This window comes from Saccharopolyspora sp. NPDC003752, from assembly GCF_053605825.1.
On record NZ_JBSGJZ010000026.1, the window covers coordinates 53,665 to 68,574 of the forward strand.

General features: G+C 71.3%; 13 protein-coding genes. 11 read left to right on the forward strand and 2 right to left on the reverse strand.

Annotation, left to right across the window (positions count from 1 at the left end; all coding sequences use genetic code 11):
* The 5 genes from ACWEV3_RS28805 to ACWEV3_RS28825 all read left to right on the forward strand — a co-directional run bounded on the left by ACWEV3_RS28805 (position 1) and on the right by ACWEV3_RS28825 (position 4,218).
* Positions 1-438, forward strand: a complete 438-nt coding sequence (locus ACWEV3_RS28805; protein ID WP_358567024.1) for a DUF4247 domain-containing protein — start codon at positions 1-3, stop codon at positions 436-438.
* Positions 435-1,526 carry a hypothetical protein gene (locus ACWEV3_RS28810; protein ID WP_452616884.1) on the forward strand — a complete coding sequence of 364 codons (1,092 nt, stop codon included), beginning with the start codon at positions 435-437 and terminating at the stop codon, positions 1,524-1,526. Before ACWEV3_RS28805 ends, ACWEV3_RS28810 begins: the two co-directional genes overlap by 4 nt.
* Positions 1,527-1,559: 33 nt before the next feature.
* The gene (locus ACWEV3_RS28815; RefSeq protein WP_358567018.1) at positions 1,560-1,985 is read left to right on the forward strand and encodes a DUF350 domain-containing protein; all 426 of its coding nucleotides are present in this window, start codon (positions 1,560-1,562) and stop codon (positions 1,983-1,985) included.
* A gap of 13 nt (positions 1,986-1,998) precedes the next feature.
* A complete protein-coding gene (locus tag ACWEV3_RS28820; protein ID WP_452616885.1) occupies positions 1,999-3,744 on the forward strand; it encodes a polyamine aminopropyltransferase in 1,746 nt (581 codons plus the stop codon).
* A gap of 327 nt (positions 3,745-4,071) precedes the next feature.
* Complete coding sequence (locus ACWEV3_RS28825) at positions 4,072-4,218, forward strand: hypothetical protein (protein ID WP_452616886.1); 147 nt, start codon at positions 4,072-4,074, stop codon at positions 4,216-4,218.
* Here ACWEV3_RS28825 and ACWEV3_RS28830 read toward each other — a convergent pair whose 3' ends face one another.
* Entirely contained in the window at positions 4,219-5,319 is a 1,101-nt protein-coding gene (locus ACWEV3_RS28830) for a LacI family DNA-binding transcriptional regulator (RefSeq protein WP_132487085.1), read from the reverse strand.
* 184 nt (positions 5,320-5,503) lie between these two features.
* Between ACWEV3_RS28830 and ACWEV3_RS28835 the strand changes: the two genes are divergently transcribed.
* The 5 genes from ACWEV3_RS28835 to ACWEV3_RS28855 all read left to right on the forward strand — a co-directional run bounded on the left by ACWEV3_RS28835 (position 5,504) and on the right by ACWEV3_RS28855 (position 10,281).
* On the forward strand, positions 5,504-6,598 hold the full coding sequence (locus ACWEV3_RS28835; RefSeq protein ID WP_132487087.1) for an ABC transporter ATP-binding protein: 1,095 nt from the start codon (positions 5,504-5,506) through the stop codon (positions 6,596-6,598).
* 229 nt (positions 6,599-6,827) lie between these two features.
* Positions 6,828-7,805, forward strand: coding sequence for a metal ABC transporter solute-binding protein, Zn/Mn family (locus ACWEV3_RS28840; protein WP_452616887.1), 978 nt, complete (start codon positions 6,828-6,830; stop codon positions 7,803-7,805).
* 3 nt (positions 7,806-7,808) lie between these two features.
* A complete protein-coding gene (locus ACWEV3_RS28845) occupies positions 7,809-8,660 on the forward strand; it encodes a metal ABC transporter ATP-binding protein (RefSeq protein WP_452616888.1) in 852 nt (283 codons plus the stop codon).
* A complete protein-coding gene (locus ACWEV3_RS28850) occupies positions 8,657-9,535 on the forward strand; it encodes a metal ABC transporter permease (protein WP_452616889.1) in 879 nt (292 codons plus the stop codon). Before ACWEV3_RS28845 ends, ACWEV3_RS28850 begins: the two co-directional genes overlap by 4 nt.
* Before the next feature lie 236 nt (positions 9,536-9,771).
* Positions 9,772-10,281: an ion channel gene (locus tag ACWEV3_RS28855; RefSeq protein ID WP_452616890.1), complete on the forward strand. Its 510-nt coding sequence runs from the start codon at positions 9,772-9,774 to the stop codon at positions 10,279-10,281.
* Positions 10,282-10,372: 91 nt separating this feature from the next.
* On the opposite strand, the gene ACWEV3_RS28860 is transcribed toward ACWEV3_RS28855, so the two are convergent.
* Positions 10,373-11,407, reverse strand: a complete 1,035-nt coding sequence (locus ACWEV3_RS28860; protein WP_452616891.1) for an ADP-ribosylglycohydrolase family protein — start codon at positions 11,405-11,407, stop codon at positions 10,373-10,375.
* A 320-nt stretch (positions 11,408-11,727) separates the two neighbouring features.
* On the opposite strand from ACWEV3_RS28860, the gene ACWEV3_RS28865 reads away from it, so the two are divergent.
* Positions 11,728-14,562, forward strand: coding sequence for an AfsR/SARP family transcriptional regulator (locus ACWEV3_RS28865; RefSeq protein WP_452616892.1), 2,835 nt, complete (start codon positions 11,728-11,730; stop codon positions 14,560-14,562).
* The last annotated feature ends 348 nt before the right edge of the window (positions 14,563-14,910 follow it).

The following is a 14,910-nucleotide window of genomic DNA, read 5'->3' on the forward strand; positions in this document are numbered from 1 at the left end:
GTGAAACCTCGCTTCTGGTTCGTGATCGCCGGCGCGGCCGCGGTATTGGCCCTGATCATCGGGTTGGTGACGATCTTCTCCACCGGCACCGGGCCGCACGGCTACGTCGCGAAGAACTACACCCGCGCCGCCCACCTCGACCTGTCCGGCGACTCCGACAACCGGGCCTACACCAGCCCGAAACCGCCGAGCGTCGTCGCCGCCGAGATCACCTCGAAGTGGCGCCCGCAGTCCCAGTACGCCGACTCGTCGGGCATCTACCTGCGGTACTCCGGCGACGCGGTGATCATCCAGCCGCAGGCACCCGGATCGGTGATCCACCTGATGGACTCCGACCGGGCCTACCGCCGCTACCACAGCCACGTCGGCGGCGTCTGGGGCTGGAGCAGCCCGCACGGCGAGAGCTTCCGCGGCCGGGGGCCGGGAGCGGGCAAATGAGCGGCAACAAGTCCAAGTTCGCCTTGACCGCGGGCGCCGTCCTCGTCGTCGGCCTGGCGGTCGCCGGGACGGTCGGCGGCGAGTCCGCGCAGAACGCCTTCACCTCGGAGGAAACCACCTACTACCTGGACGGCACGAGCTACTCGGGGCCGCCGATCGAGCGGTTCACCCCCGCCGATGCGCAGCAGCTCGCGCAGCGGCTCGCGGAGGCGGAGCGGGCGCACGGGGTGTGCTTCGGCTGGAAGCTGGTCGACGGCTCGACGGAACAGTTCGACCAGGGCTCCAGCCGCGGCCCCAGCGTCCCGGCCGACAGCTGCCCGCGCTGGGCCGAGACCCAGGTGTTCGTGGCCGCCGCCGGCGAAACCGACGACGCCGACTCGGCCGACATCAAGGTGGTGGCGTCCGGCGACCTCGACGCGCAGCTGGACGCGGACGACTTCGTGAACCTCGGCGTCACCGCCGACTCGCTGGCCGAGGAAACGGTGACCGCGACCGGGCAGGCCGCGCTCGGATTGCCCTTGCTGCTGGTGGAGAAAGGCGTGCTGACGGCGCCGAAGGCGACCGAGGACGCGTCGGGCACCGCCTCGGTCCCGCCGCTGCCGAAGGGCGACGGTTCGGGCTCGGACTGGGTGCCCTGGGCGTGGCTCGGCGGGCTGGGCGTCGTCGTGGTGCTCGGCCTGCTGCTGGGCTTCCGGGGCCGCGCGAAGCAGAAGTCCACATCGGACACTCCGTCCGGGCCGCCGCCGGGACCGCAGGGTGCGGTGCAGCCGCAGGGGAATCCGCCGCCAGGCCCGCAGGGCGGCCCGCCACTGCAGGGGCTTCCCACTGGTCCTCCGCAGGGGCCGTCGCAGGGTGGACCGCCTGGTCCGCAGGGTTCGCCTCCACAGGGCCCGCCCCCTGGCGGATCGCAAGGGTCGCCGCCTGCACCGCCGGGTCTGCCGCTGCAGGGACCACCGCCGTCCGGACCGCACCCGCCGCGAGGACCTGCGGCGCCGGGGCAGCAGGGGTGGCCTCCGCCGCCCGGGAGTCCGGGGCAGCCCTGGCCACCGCCGCCGCAGGGGCCGCCGCCGGCAGGCCCCCGTCGCTGACCGCACCGAACACGACACCAGAAGGGCCTCACCTTGCTCCAGGAAATGCTCGCCGGCCTGATCGCCGCCGTCGCCTACGGGGTGATCGGTGTGGCGATGATGGCGCTCGGCTACGTGCTCGTCGACCTGGCCACGCCGGGCAAGCTCCGCGACCTGATCTGGGTCCAGCGCAACCCGAATGCGGCGTTGCTGCTGGTCTCCGGCCTGATCGGGGTCGGGATCATCCTGACCACCGCGATCGTGGGCAGCGCCGACGACCTGATCGCCGGGCTGATCGACACCCTCGTCTTCGGTCTCCTCGGGCTCATCCTGATGAGCCTGTCGTTCCTGCTGATCGACGCGGTCACGCCCGGCAAGCTCGGCGACGAGCTCTCCTCCCCGAACATGCACCCGGCGACCTGGGTCTCGGCGACCACGCACGTGGTGATCGCGGTGATCATCGCCGCCTCGATCTGGTGAGCAGCGCGTGTCGGTGAGCGCCGAGCCCGCCGATCCGGTCAAGCCGCGCGGCCGGGTCGCCCGGACCGCGGTGCTGGTGGCCGTCTTCATCTGCGCCGCCTGCGGTCTGGTCTACGAACTGGCGCTGGTCGCGCTCGGCAGCTACCTGATCGGCGACACCGTCGGCCAGGCGTCGATCGTGCTGTCGCTGATGGTGTTCGCGATGGGCGTCGGCGCGCTCGCCGCGAAACCCCTGCAGCGCTGGGCGGCTCCGGCGTTCGCGGGCATCGAACTGCTGCTCGCGCTGCTCGGCGGGATCAGCGTGCTCGGGCTGTACGCCGCGTTCGCGTGGCTGAGCCTGTACATGCCCGCGCTGATCGCCACCGCGCTCGTGCTCGGTGTGCTGATCGGCGCGGAGATCCCGCTGCTGATGGTGCTGCTGCAGCGGATCCGGCGGCAGGACGCGGGTTCTGCGGTCGCCGACCTGTTCGCGGCCGACTACGTCGGCGGTCTCGTCGGCGGGCTGGCGTTCCCGTTCCTGCTGCTGCCGCTGTTCGGGCAGGTGCAGGGCGCGTTGCTGGTCGGCATGGTCAACGCCGCCGCCGGCATCGGGCTGGTGCTCACCGTCTTCCGCCGGGAGCTCTCCAAGCGCGCGACGTTGCTGCTGACCGGGGCGACCGTGCTGGTCGGCGGCGTGCTGGTCGGGGCTTACGCGTTCGCCGACGACTTCGAGGTCACCGCGCGCCAGGCGCTGTACGCGGACCCGGTGGTGCATTCGGAGCGCACGCCATACCAGGACGTCGTGCTGACCGAGTCGGTTTCGTTGAACGGGAACAGCGACACCCGGCTGTACCTCAACGGAGACCTGCAGTTCAGCTCGATGGACGAGTACCGGTACCACGAGGCGCTGGTGCACCCGGCGATGGCCGGGCCGCGGGATCGGGTGCTCGTGCTGGGCGGCGGCGACGGCCTGGCGCTGCGCGAGGTGCTGCGGTACCCGGATGTCCGCGAGGCCACGCTGGTGGACCTCGACCCGGCGGTGCTGGAGCTGGCGCGCACCGACCCCCGAGTGTCCACTTTGAACAAGAACGCCTTCGCGGATCCGCGGGTGCGGGCGATCGCGGCGGACGCCTTCAGCTGGCTGCGGGACAACCGCGAACGCTACGACGTGGTGCTCGTGGACATGCCCGACGCGGACTCCACGGCGACGGCGAAGCTGTACTCGACGGAGTTCTACGGCCTGGTGCGGCAGGCGATGGCGGACAACGCGCGAGTGGTGGTGCAGGCGGGTTCGCCGTTCTTCGCGCCGAAGGCGTTCTGGTGCATCGAGTCGACGATGAGGTCGGCGGGCCTGAACACGGTCCCGTACCAGATCGCGATGCCCAGCTTCGGCGAATGGGGCTTCCACCTGGCCAACGCAACCCCCACCCAACAACCCCCAACCACCCCGGGTTCCGCCCCGGGGTCCGCAATTTCAATGGAAATTGGACCTTCGATTTCAATGGAAATTGCGGACGATCACACGACGGGCGGACCCTCGATAGTCTCGCCCGGGGCGTCACCGCTCGCCTCGCCCGGCCCGACACCGCTCGCCTCGCCCGGGGCGCCGCTGCTGCGGCTCGCGGCCGACGCTCCGCCGCTGCGGTCCCTGGATGCGGCGACGTTGCAAGCGGCGGCGACGTTTTCGCCGGACCGCACCAGGATCCCGGGCCTGGAACCGTCGACCCTGATGCACCCGACGATCCTCCAGTACGCCCAGGGCGAGTGGGCGAACTACTGACCCACCAGGCCGAGGAGACTTCCGATTTCAGGCGAAGTCGGGAAGCCCCGTGCCCGACGCCGACGCCGCTTTCGCCCCTCGCCCTCAGGCCGTGCGCTGGTTTCGCGCGAAATCGCCACTTCGCCCAGGTCGTGCGCTGGTTTCGTGCGAGATCGCCACTTCGTCCTCAGGGCGTGCGCTGGTTTCGCGTGAAACCGACCCTTGCCTCCCGGCAGTCGGCCAGCGACATGCTGGCCAGGTCGCCGTCGAACTCGGGCAGTGCGGCATCCGGGTGAACATCGTGGCGCCCGGATTCGTGCCCACCGACGCCAACGCCGGTGCGCAGCAGTGGGCGATGATCGACGAGACCGGGGCGCGCACGTCGCTGGGCCGGTCGAGGACGTGGCCGCCGCGATCGTCGCCTACGCCAGCGACCTCACCGGGCACGTCACCGGCGGCTGCACCGCCGTGGACGGCGGCCTGTCCGGGACGTGATCACGGGCCGAACCAGCGCTCCTCCGCCGAGCGGGGCGGGGCCGAGGTGGCACCGGTGATCAGCTGGGTTTCCAGCTGGATGTGGCGGGGGCGGCCCGGCTCGCTGGCCTCCAGCAGCAGGCGCCCGGCCGCACGGCCTTTCTCCAGCCACGGCTGGCGCACCGTCGTCAGGCCCGCCCGCTCCGCGTCCGGGATGCCGTCGAAGCCCGTGATGGTCAGGTCCTCCGGCACCCGCAGGCCGCGGTTGCGGGCCTCGCTCAGCGCGCCGAGGGCGAGGATGTCCGAGGTGCACACGATGGCGGTGATCTCGGGGTCGATCTCCAGCAGCTGCGCCGCCGCCGACGCCCCGGAGGCCGTGGTGTGGTCGAAGCGCTCCACCACCGGCACCTTCGTCCAGTCCACGCCCGCCTCGCTGAACACCTCGGCCAGCGCGGTCAGCCTGGCCTTCTGCACGTGGAAGCTGGCGTTGGCCTGCCGCTGCACCGACGCGGGCCCGTCGTTGCGGCCCCGGGCCAGGCGCATGCACAGCACGCCGATGCGGCGGTGTCCTAGCCCGATCAGGTGGTCGGCGACGCTCTTGATGGCCTTCCCGTCGTCCGGGCCGACCCAGTCCAGGTTGTCCAGGCGCGGCTGGTCGCAGACCACCACCGGGACGGGTCGTTCGAGCACCGCGGCCAGGTGCGGGTCGTCCTCGGGCACGGAGTACACGACGAAGCCGTCGACGCCGGCGCGGTGCACCGAGGCGACGTCCTCGCGCTCCGGGCTCGCCGGGATCAGCAGCAGGCCCTGACCGGCGTCTTCGCAGGCCAGCGCGAGTCCTTCGAGGAAGCCGACGGCGCCCGGGTCGCGGAACGCGTACGAGAGGTTCTCGGTGAGCAGCAGGCCGACCGCGCCCGCCTTCCTGGTCCGCAACGACCTCGCGACCGGATCCGGCCCCGGGTAGCCGAGCCGGCGAGCGGTCTCCAGGACTCGCTTGCGCAGCTCCGGGGAGAGCTGGTCCGGACGGTTGTACGCGTTGGAAACCGTCGTCCGGGAGACCCCGAGTTCTGCAGCGAGCGATGCGAGCGTCGCAGGCCGCCGGGCATTCGTTGACCGCGCCATGGAGGAACCGTAACGGTTCAGTACCCCTCGGTGAAGTGAGCATGATGCAGATCCCACTCACGTTCGAATCATGAACACGGAGCGACGCGCAGTGATCACTCTCCGAGTTGGTTCATTCGAGGGGCTGACCCGGAGCGATTTTGCGGTTACGTTTTCATGACCGATTCCGTGAAAGGTGTCACAGATGGCTGAGGTTGCGTACGTCAACGCCTCGCGCGTTTACCAGGGGAGTCCACCGGTACGGGCGGTGGACAAGCTCGCCTTGGACATCGCCGATGGTGAGTTCCTGGTGCTGGTGGGGCCGTCGGGGTCCGGCAAGTCGACGGCGTTGCGGATGCTGGCCGGGCTGGAGGACGTCGACGAGGGCGGCATCACCATCGGTGGCAACGATGTCACCAACACTCCGCCGAAGTCACGGGACATCGCGATGGTGTTCCAGTCCTACGCCCTGTACCCGCACATGACGGTCGCGGAGAACATGGGCTTCGCGCTGAAGCTGCGCAAGACGCCCAAGGGCGTCATCAAGGAGAAGGTCACCGAGGCCGCGCGGATGCTGGACCTCGAGAAGTACCTGGACCGCAAGCCCAAGGCGCTCTCCGGCGGTCAGCGGCAGCGGGTCGCGATGGGTCGCGCGATCGTCCGCGAGCCCAGCGTGTTCCTGATGGACGAGCCGCTGTCCAACCTCGACGCCAAGCTGCGGGTGGAGACCCGCGCGAACATCGCGGCGCTGCAGAAGCGGCTGGGCACCACCACGATCTACGTCACCCACGACCAGGTCGAGGCGATGACGATGGGGCACCGCGTCGCGGTGCTCAAGGACGGGCTGCTGCAGCAGTGCGCCAGCCCGCGCGAGCTGTACGAGAACCCGGCCAACGCCTTCGTCGCCGGCTTCATCGGATCGCCCGCGATGAACCTCAAGACGGTGCCGCTGACCAGCGACGGGGCGGTGCTCGACGGCGCCACGATCCCGCTGCCGCGCGAGGCCGTGGCCGCCGCGGGCGACCTCAAGGAGATCACCTTCGGCGTGCGCCCCGAAGCGCTGTCGCTGACCTCCAGCGAGGACGACGGCATGGCCATGACCGTCGAGCTGGTCGAGGAGCTGGGCGCGGATGCGCTGATCCACGGCGCCATCGACGTCAACGGTTCGCAGGAGCGCTTCGTCGTCCGCGCCGACGGCCGCACCCCGCCCGCGCTGGGGCAGCAGGTCAAGGTCGCGCTGCGCGACCACAGTGAGATCCACCTCTTCCACCCCGAGACCGGAGATCGCCTGGTCGCCTGATCGCGAACCGATCGTGGCTGCTCAGGCGGCCACCGCCGGTCGCGGCCCCCATGCCGACGCCCCCGCTGGTCCTGGCGGGGGCGTCGTTGCGCGCGCAACAGGAATAACCCGGTTGGTGGAGTGTTGTGCGGAGACGTGCTTAGACTGTAGTTGACAACGGTTTCCGTTACCGTTCGCAGTTAGCCGTCAGTCTGCTGCGCAAGGGGCCAATCACCGAGGAGTGCAACCGATGACCGTCCGCAGCCGCTCTGCTGCCACCGCCTTAGCCGGCCTCGCGGCCACCGCCATCGCCCTGACCGCCTGCGGCACCGGTGAGCAGGCGGCCGGCGGCGGCGACAAGATCAAGGTCGTCGCCTCCACCAGCGCGTGGGCCAGCGTCGTGCAGGCGGTCGGCGGCGACGCCGTCGACGTCGAGGCGATCATCAGCGACCCCAGCGCCGATCCGCACTCCTACGAGAGCACCCCGCAGGACGCCGCGAAGGTCACCGACGCGGATCTGGTCGTGTTCAACGGCGGCGGATACGACGAGTTCATGGAGAAGATCCTCGGCAGCAGCGGCCAGGGCAAGCCCACCATCGAGGCCGTCAAGGACGAGCACGAGGGCGAGCCCGCGGGTGAACCCGCAGGTGAGCACGGCGGGCACGAGGAGCACGGCGGGCACGAGGGCCACGACCACTCGGCGAACGAGCACGTCTGGTACGACCTGCACGTCGTGGAGCAGGTGGCCGCCCAGGTCAGCGCCGAGCTGAGCAAGCTGCAGCCGGCCAAGGCCGAGCAGTTCGGCACGGCCGCGGGCCACTTCGCGGAGGACATCGGCAAGCTGCAGGGGCGGGTCGGCGAGCTGGGCGACCAGAACCGGGGCAAGCCGGTGATCGTCACCGAGCCGGTCGCGCACTACCTGGTGGAAGCGGCGAGCCTGCAGGACATCACGCCGCCGGAGTTCGTCAAGGCCGTCGAGGCCGAGAGCGACCCGTCGGCGGCCGCGGTCGCCGCGATCCAGAACGCCGTGAACTCCAAGCAGGCCGCAGCGGTCATCTACAACCCGCAGACCGAATCGCCGGTCACCCGCAACGTGCGCAGCGCCGCCGAGCAGAATCAGATCCCGGTCGTGGAGATGACCGAGACCCTGCCGCAGGGCAAGACCTACGTGCAGTGGATGGACGCCCAGATCACGGCCCTGCAGGCCGCCCTGACCCAGAATCGCTGAGACATGACCGCCAAACCCGAGACCGAGACCGTCCTCGCGCCCACCGCCACGGCCCCCGCCGTGCGGCTGCGCGGCGCGGAGCTCTCCTACGGCCCCCGAGTGCTGTGGTCCGGCCTGGACCTGGACGTCGAGCCGGGGGAGTTCCTGGCCGTGCTCGGCCCGAACGGCTCCGGCAAGACGAGCCTCCTGCGCGTGCTGCTGGGTTTGCAGCAGCTTTCCGCGGGCAGCGTCGAGATCGCCGGCGGGCCGGCCCGCCGGGGCAGCAACCGGATCGGCTACATCCCGCAGCAGCGGGCGCTGGACGCGACCGTGATGGTGCGCGGTAGCGATCTCGTCGGTCTCGGGTTGGACGGTCACCACTGGGGCACGGGCCTGCGCGGCCGCCGCGAACGCAAGCAGCGGGTCGCCGCGGCGCTTCGCGCGGTCGAGGCGACCGAGTACGCCCGGATGCCGCTGGGTCTGCTCTCCGGTGGCGAGCAGCAGCGGCTCCGGGTGGCGCAGGCGCTGGTCAGCGATCCGGCGGTGCTGCTGTGCGACGAGCCGCTGCTGTCGCTGGACATCGCGCACCAGCGCAAGGTCAGCCGGCTGATCGCGAACCAGGCGCGGGAGGCCGGGGCCGCGGTCCTGTTCGTCACCCACGAGATCAACCCGGTGCTGCCGCTGGTCGACCGGGTCCTCTACCTGGTCGACGGCCGGTTCCGGATCGGCCCGCCGGACGAGGTGATGACCTCCGCGACGCTGTCCGAGCTGTACCGCACCGACGTCGAGGTCGCCCGCGTCGGCGGGCGGCTGGTGGTCGCCGGCACCGACGAGCACGAGCACGACCACCACGTGCAAGAGGCGGAAGAAGCGTGAACGCGATCATCGACGGGCTGGGCAAGATCCTGGACTTCTCGACCACGATCGACCTGCTCGGCTACCCGTTCGTCCAGCAGGCGCTGCTGGCCGCGGCGGCGCTGGGGCTGGTCTCCGGCTGTCTGGCGCCGCTGGTCGTCGCGCGGAAGATGTCCTTCGCCGTGCACGGCACGGCCGAGCTCGCGTTCACCGGTGCCGCCGCGGCGCTGCTGATCGGCGTGGGCGTCGGCGTCGGGGCGCTGGCCGGGGCCGTGGTCGCCGCGCTGCTGCTCGGGCTGCTGGGGCAGCGCGGGACCGAACGCGATTCGGTGATCGGCGCGATCCTGTCCTTCGGGCTCGGCGTCGGCGTGCTGCTGCTGTGGCTCAACCCGGAGCGGACCTCGAACAAGTTCAGCCTGCTGGTGGGGCAGATCGTCGGCGTCGATTCCGCGGACGTGCTGCTGCTGGCCGGTTCGGCGGCGGCGGTCCTGGTCGTGCTGGCCTTCGTGTACCGGCCGCTGCTGTTCGCCAGCGTCGACCCGGACGTCGCGGCGGCCCGCGGTGTTCCGGCGCGGCTGCTGACGCCGCTGTTCGCGGTGCTGGTCGGCGTGGCGACCGCGCTCGGCGTCTACACCGTCGGCGCGTTGCTGGTGCTGGCGCTGATGGTGACGCCGGGAGCCGCGGCGGCGCGGGTGACCGCGAGCCCGGTCAAGGCGACGGTGCTGGCCGTGGTGTTCGCCGAGGTGGCGGTGCTGGGCGGCATCCTGCTGTCGCTGGCGCCGGGGGCGCCGGTGAGCGCCTTCGTCACGATCATCTCGTTCGTGATCTACCTGGTGTGCCGCGTGGTCGGCAACCGCCGGCTCAGCCGCCTGTCCCGGACCCCGGCCACCGCCTGACGACAGTTTCAATTGAAACTGCGGGTCACGTGGTGACGGTTTCGATGACCTTTTTCATCCTCTGCGCGGATGGCCTGTGTCCTGGGTCGTGAGTGGCTATGGTCGCTATGACGACCATGGGCACTCACGACCCCTGCACACGCCGCAGACCAGGATGAAAAAGGCTCAATTGAAACTGCGGGTTGAGCACGGGGTCCGAATGGCGGTGGGTCCGGTGTTGGCCGAAGCTGGCGGTCGTGCCTGGGAGCGGCCGGAATCGGGTCCTGATCAACCTGGCGACTTCGCTGGGCGCGGTGGTGGCGTGCACCGTCGTCTACTACCTCCTGCCGGTCGACCGGTTCGGGCTCGTCGGCACCGTGAACTCGGTCGTGCTGTTCGCGATCGGTCTGGTCGCGGTCGCCTCGCTGATCCTGTTCCAGGTGCGCCGGTTCCGGATCGGCGGCGCGCGCCACGGCAGCTCCATCGCCGGGGTGGCCGTGGCGTTGTACCTGGCCGTGCTGTTCTTCGCCGCTGTCTACTTCGGACTGGTCCGCCAGGATCCGGGCTCGGTCGCGTCGTTGCGCACCAAGACCGACGCGCTCTACTTCTCGCTGACGATCACCAGCACCGTCGGCTTCGGCGACGTGTACGCGGTGTCCCAGCTCGCCCGCGCGGTCGTTTCGGTGCAGATGGGCTTCAACATCGGGTTCCTCGCCGTGGCCGTCGCCGTCGTCCGGGCCAAGGCATCCCGGCCGGACGACGGCTGAGCTCCGTTTCGGCTGGTCAGGTGCCGTGCGTGTTTTGTGTCGCTATGGCAGCACAAAACACGCACGGGTGTGCACCAGCGGAAACCGTGCGTCAGGCGAGGCCGAGGTAGCGGCGTTCGTTGAACTGCTCGCCGACGCAGGAGGCCCCGAGGTCGTGGCCGATGCGCTCGATCACGTCCGCCAGTTCCAGCCGCGCCAGCCACGAGCGGGGCAGCACCGCCGTGCCGTGCCGGGCGCCGAGGATGCTGCCGGTCACGGCGGCGGTGGTGTCGCTGTTCCCGGAGTGGTTCACCGCCAGCCGCAGGGCGTCGGCGAACTGGTCGGGCTTGGGCATCGCGAGCGCGCAGTAGACGCCGATGGCCAGCGCCTCCGGGCCGATCCAGCCCTGGCCGAGCCGCTCGATGTGCCCGACGCTCGCGCCCAGCCGCGCCAGCGTCGAAGCCTCCGCGAGGGCGGTCGCGGCCTCGCCGTCCTCGCGCAGCACGCGGCCCGCCGCCTGGTCCACCGCGGCGGGCAGCTTCCGCTCCTGCACGGCCACCAGGTGCACGATGAGCGACAGCGCCCCGGCTGAGGCCCAGCCGCTGACGCCGCCGTGGGTGAGCGCCGCGCACTGGCAGGCCAGCTGGTAGGCCATCTCGGCGGTGGGCGCGAAGCCGAGCGGCGCGCTGCGATCCACTCCGCCGCAGCCCTTGGAGGTGTTCCGCGGCCGGTCCGGCGTGCCGAGCTCGGGTTCCTGCAGCGCGCGCAGGCTGGTCAGGCCGGGCGCCCGGCTGGCGTACAGCTCGGGCTCGGCGAGCAGGCCGGTCGCGCCGGGCTGCGGCTTGTCTTCCTGTTGGGTGGTCAACCACCGTCGGTAAGCGGCGGCGGTGGACTCGACCGGCCGCCAATTGCCGCCGTTGTTACCGGTGGTCCAGGCGTGCAGGTAACCCTCGCCGGTGAACAGCGCCAGCTGCGTCGCGTCGCCGAGCAGCGCCTGCGGCGGCGGTTCGGCCACGCCTGCCTGGCCGAACTCGGCGCGGATGTCGTCCAGCTGCGCGTACTCGACCGGACTGCCGAGCGCATCGCCGAGCGCCCCGCCGAGCAGGCAGGCCACCGCGCGATCGACCACTGTGGACGGGGTCGGCACGGGTGCGGCTCTCCTTCCACAGTGTCCTCGTACGAGTGATCGCCGTGTCCAGACTTTACTTGGCGTATCCGGTCGCCGGGAGATGTTCACCGCAACAGCGGGCGTGGGCCGGACGCCGAGGGAGGAATCGGACATGGCTCCATTGGAGTGAATCGTCGGCCGGTGATCGACATGCGTTCGGGCGCGCCTCGTTACGGTGTGTCGGGTTTTGGGCGGCGGACCGGCCGCCGCGTGGGCTTTCCGGGGGTGTGGACTCGCCGTGCGCGGTACCCGAGACTGTCTGAAGGCTCAACAAACATGAGTGAGAGTCGGAATTGGAGATGATGGCGGGGCAGGGCAGCTGGACCGAGGCACCGGGCGCGGGGTTCGAGTTCCGCCTGCTCGGTCCTCTCGAGGTGCGCGTCGACGGCAGCCCGCAACCGCTGGGCAGCGCCCCGGTCCGCGCGCTGCTGGCCTGCCTGCTGCTGGAACCGAACCAGGTCGTCTCGATGGACCGGCTGATCGACACGCTGTGGGAGCACGAGCCGCCGGCCAGCGCCCGGACCATCATCCACGGCTACGTCTCCCGGCTGCGCAAGCTCTTCGGCGCCGGCTCGGAATCGGCCGAGATCGTCACCCGCCCGCCCGGCTACCTGCTGCGGGTCGACAGCGACCGGATCGACGCGCACCGCGCGCGGGCGCTGATCAACCGCGCGCACGGCATGGAACCGGCGGCGAGGTCGCGGATGCTGGCCGAGGCGCTGACCCTGTGGCGCGGCCCGGTGCTCTCCGACCTCGCCAGCAGCCGGCTGTACCGGATGGTCGCGCCGAACCTGGACGAGCTGCGGTTGCTGGCGCTGGAGGAGCGGGTCGCCGCCGACCTGGATCTCGGCAGGCACCACCAGCTGGTGCTGGAACTGTCCACCCTGGTCGACCGGAATCCGCTGCGGGAACGGCTCACCAGCCAGCTGATGCTGGCCCACTACCGCGCGGGGCACCGCGCCGAAGCGCAGGCCCGCTACCACGCCCTGCGCCACCGGCTGTCCCACGAGCTCGGCCTCGATCCCGGCCCCGAGCTGCGCGAACTCTACGAGAAGCTGCTCCGCGACGACCCGGCGCTGCGCAGCCCGCAGCGCCGACCGGAACCGGGGCCCGAGCTCAAGCGCCCGATCCCGGCGGAGCTGCCGCCGGCCCCGGCCGGATTCGTCGGTCGCCAGGGCGAACTCGCCGCGCTCGACGAGCTGCTGGCGGAACGCGAACGCGGCTCCACCCTGCTCGCCGTGCTCACCGGCACCGCGGGCGTCGGCAAGAGCGCCCTCGCGCTGACCTGGGCGCACCGCGTCGAGCACGAGTTCCCCGACGGGCAGCTGTACGCATCGCTGCGCGGTTACGACTCGGAGCGCGAGCCGCTGACGCCCGGCGAGGTGCTGACCAGCATGCTCAAAGCGCTCGGCGTCGCGGCGAATGCGATCCCCGTCGAGCTGGACGACCGCACCGCGCTGTACCGGTCGCTGCTGGCCAAGCGCCGGGTGCTGGTGCTGCTGGACAACGCGCGGGACTCCGAGCAGGTGCGGCCGCTGCTGCCGGGCAGCGCCGAGTCGCTGGTGCTGGTCACCAGCAGGCGGCGGCTGGACGGGCTGGTGGTGCGCAGCGGGGCGCGGGTGCTGCCGCTGGAAACGCTGCCGACCGAGACCGCGATCGAGCTGCTCGACCGGGCGGGCGTGCCCGGCAAGTCGGCCTCCGAGCCGGCGGCCGCAGCCGCCTTGGCGGAGCTGTGCGGCGGTCTGCCGCTGGCGCTGCGGATCGCCGCCGCGCGGCTCGCGGCGAACCCGGCGCGCGGCGTGTCCGACCTGGTGCACGAGCTGACCGACGAGCGCAACCGGCTGCACGCGCTGGACATCGACGACGTCGACACCAGCGTCCGCCGCGCGTTCGACATCTCCTACCGCAGCCTGCACCCGGTGCACGCCGACACGTTCCGGCTGTTAGGGCTGGTGCCCGGCCACACCTTCACCTCGCACGCCGTCGCCGCGCTGTGCGGCACCGACGCGCCCAACGCGCAGCGCAGGCTGCGGGCCCTGGCGCTCGCGCACCTGGTCACCGAGACCGAGCCGGACCGGTTCGGCATGCACGACCTGCTGCGCGTCTACGCCCGCGACCTGCTGGCCGAGCCGGCCCCGGTCGACACCGAGGCCCTGCGCAGGCTGCTGAACCACTACCTCGTCACGGCCGACCACGCGCGCCGCTTCCTCCGCCCGGCCCGGGACGACCTGGACTTCTCCAGCGGGCCCGAGGTGCCCCGGCCGGAGATCACCGACCGTTCGCAGGCGCTGGAGTGGTTCGACGCGGAGTGGACGAACCTGGTCGCCGCCGTCCGGGCGGCCAACGCCGAGGGCATGCACGAGCTGGCCTGGCCGCTGGCCCGCCTGCAGTTCAACTACCTGATGGTGCGCTGCCCGTGGGAGGACTGGATCCGGATCTACCGCGACGGGCTCGACTCGGCGCGGGCGGTGGACGACCCGGCGGGCAAGGTGCTGATGCCGGCCGGGCTCGGGGTCGCGTACTCGCGGTCGGGCCGGCTGGACGCGGCGCTGGCGCACTACGACGAGTCGTACCAGGCGGCGGTGCGGACCGGCGATTCCGCGCGGTTGGCGATGACCCAGGTCAACATGGGCAGCGTGCTGTTCCGCCTGAAGCGCTACGAAGAGGCGAAAGTGCACTGCCAGGACGCGTTGAGGGTCTACCGTTCGCTGGGCGACCGGTACTTCGTGGCGGGGGCGCTGAACAACCTCGCCATGGTCGAGCAGGTCAACGGCGAGCTGGAGGAGGCGCTGGCGCACCTGCGCGAGGCCGAGGCGCTGTACCGGGACGCCGACGACCTGGAGACGCTGGCGATGGTGCTGAACAACTGCGGCGAGGTGAGCATCGAGCTGGGCCGGATCGCCGACGGCGAGCGGTTCCACCACGAGGCGCTGGACATGGCGCTGAAGTGCGGCTCCGCGATGCGGCAGGCGTCCGCGTACCTGGGCCTCGGCGACGCCGCCCGGTCCCGCGGCGACCTGGCGGTGGCCAGGACCCGCTGGGACACCGCGCTGGCGATCTTCGAATCGGAGGGCTCGCCGCGCTCGACCGAGGTCCGCGCGCGGCTGGAAGACCTCTCCGCGGCCGCCTGCTGAGGGGCGTTTAGCCGACGTTTAGCGGCCGTGTAGCGCCCGCTGGGAACTTTCATCATGTGCGGATCAAGCCGTGCATGGTTCGCACACGGGCGGCTCTGGGGGGAGTCCAGGGGGGATTGTCGCCCGGTCGTCCCGGTCGGCACACGTGGCCGGCCGGGGCGGCCGCAAGGGGGGCTTGGCATTCGGGACGGGTTCATCCCGGATGGACGTGGGGGTGAGTGCGGGCTTTCGGCGCCAGGAGTGGGTGATCCTGCCGGAGGTCCGCACTTCGTCTTTCCGGGGCATCTGGGGGTGTTCTGCCTGGTCGGGGCCGTGACTACTTTGTGTCGCCATGGCGACACAAAGTAC

Coding starts and splice junctions, on each gene's coding strand:
- ACWEV3_RS28845 (WP_452616888.1), top strand. CDS start 7,809: ATGACCGCCAAACCCGAGACCGAGACCGTCCTCGCGCCCACCGCCACG.
- ACWEV3_RS28810 (WP_452616884.1), top strand. CDS start 435: ATGAGCGGCAACAAGTCCAAGTTCGCCTTGACCGCGGGCGCCGTCCTC.
- ACWEV3_RS28865 (WP_452616892.1), top strand. CDS start 11,728: ATGATGGCGGGGCAGGGCAGCTGGACCGAGGCACCGGGCGCGGGGTTC.
- ACWEV3_RS28840 (WP_452616887.1), top strand. CDS start 6,828: ATGACCGTCCGCAGCCGCTCTGCTGCCACCGCCTTAGCCGGCCTCGCG.
- ACWEV3_RS28830 (WP_132487085.1), bottom strand. CDS start 5,319: ATGGCGCGGTCAACGAATGCCCGGCGGCCTGCGACGCTCGCATCGCTC.
- ACWEV3_RS28835 (WP_132487087.1), top strand. CDS start 5,504: ATGGCTGAGGTTGCGTACGTCAACGCCTCGCGCGTTTACCAGGGGAGT.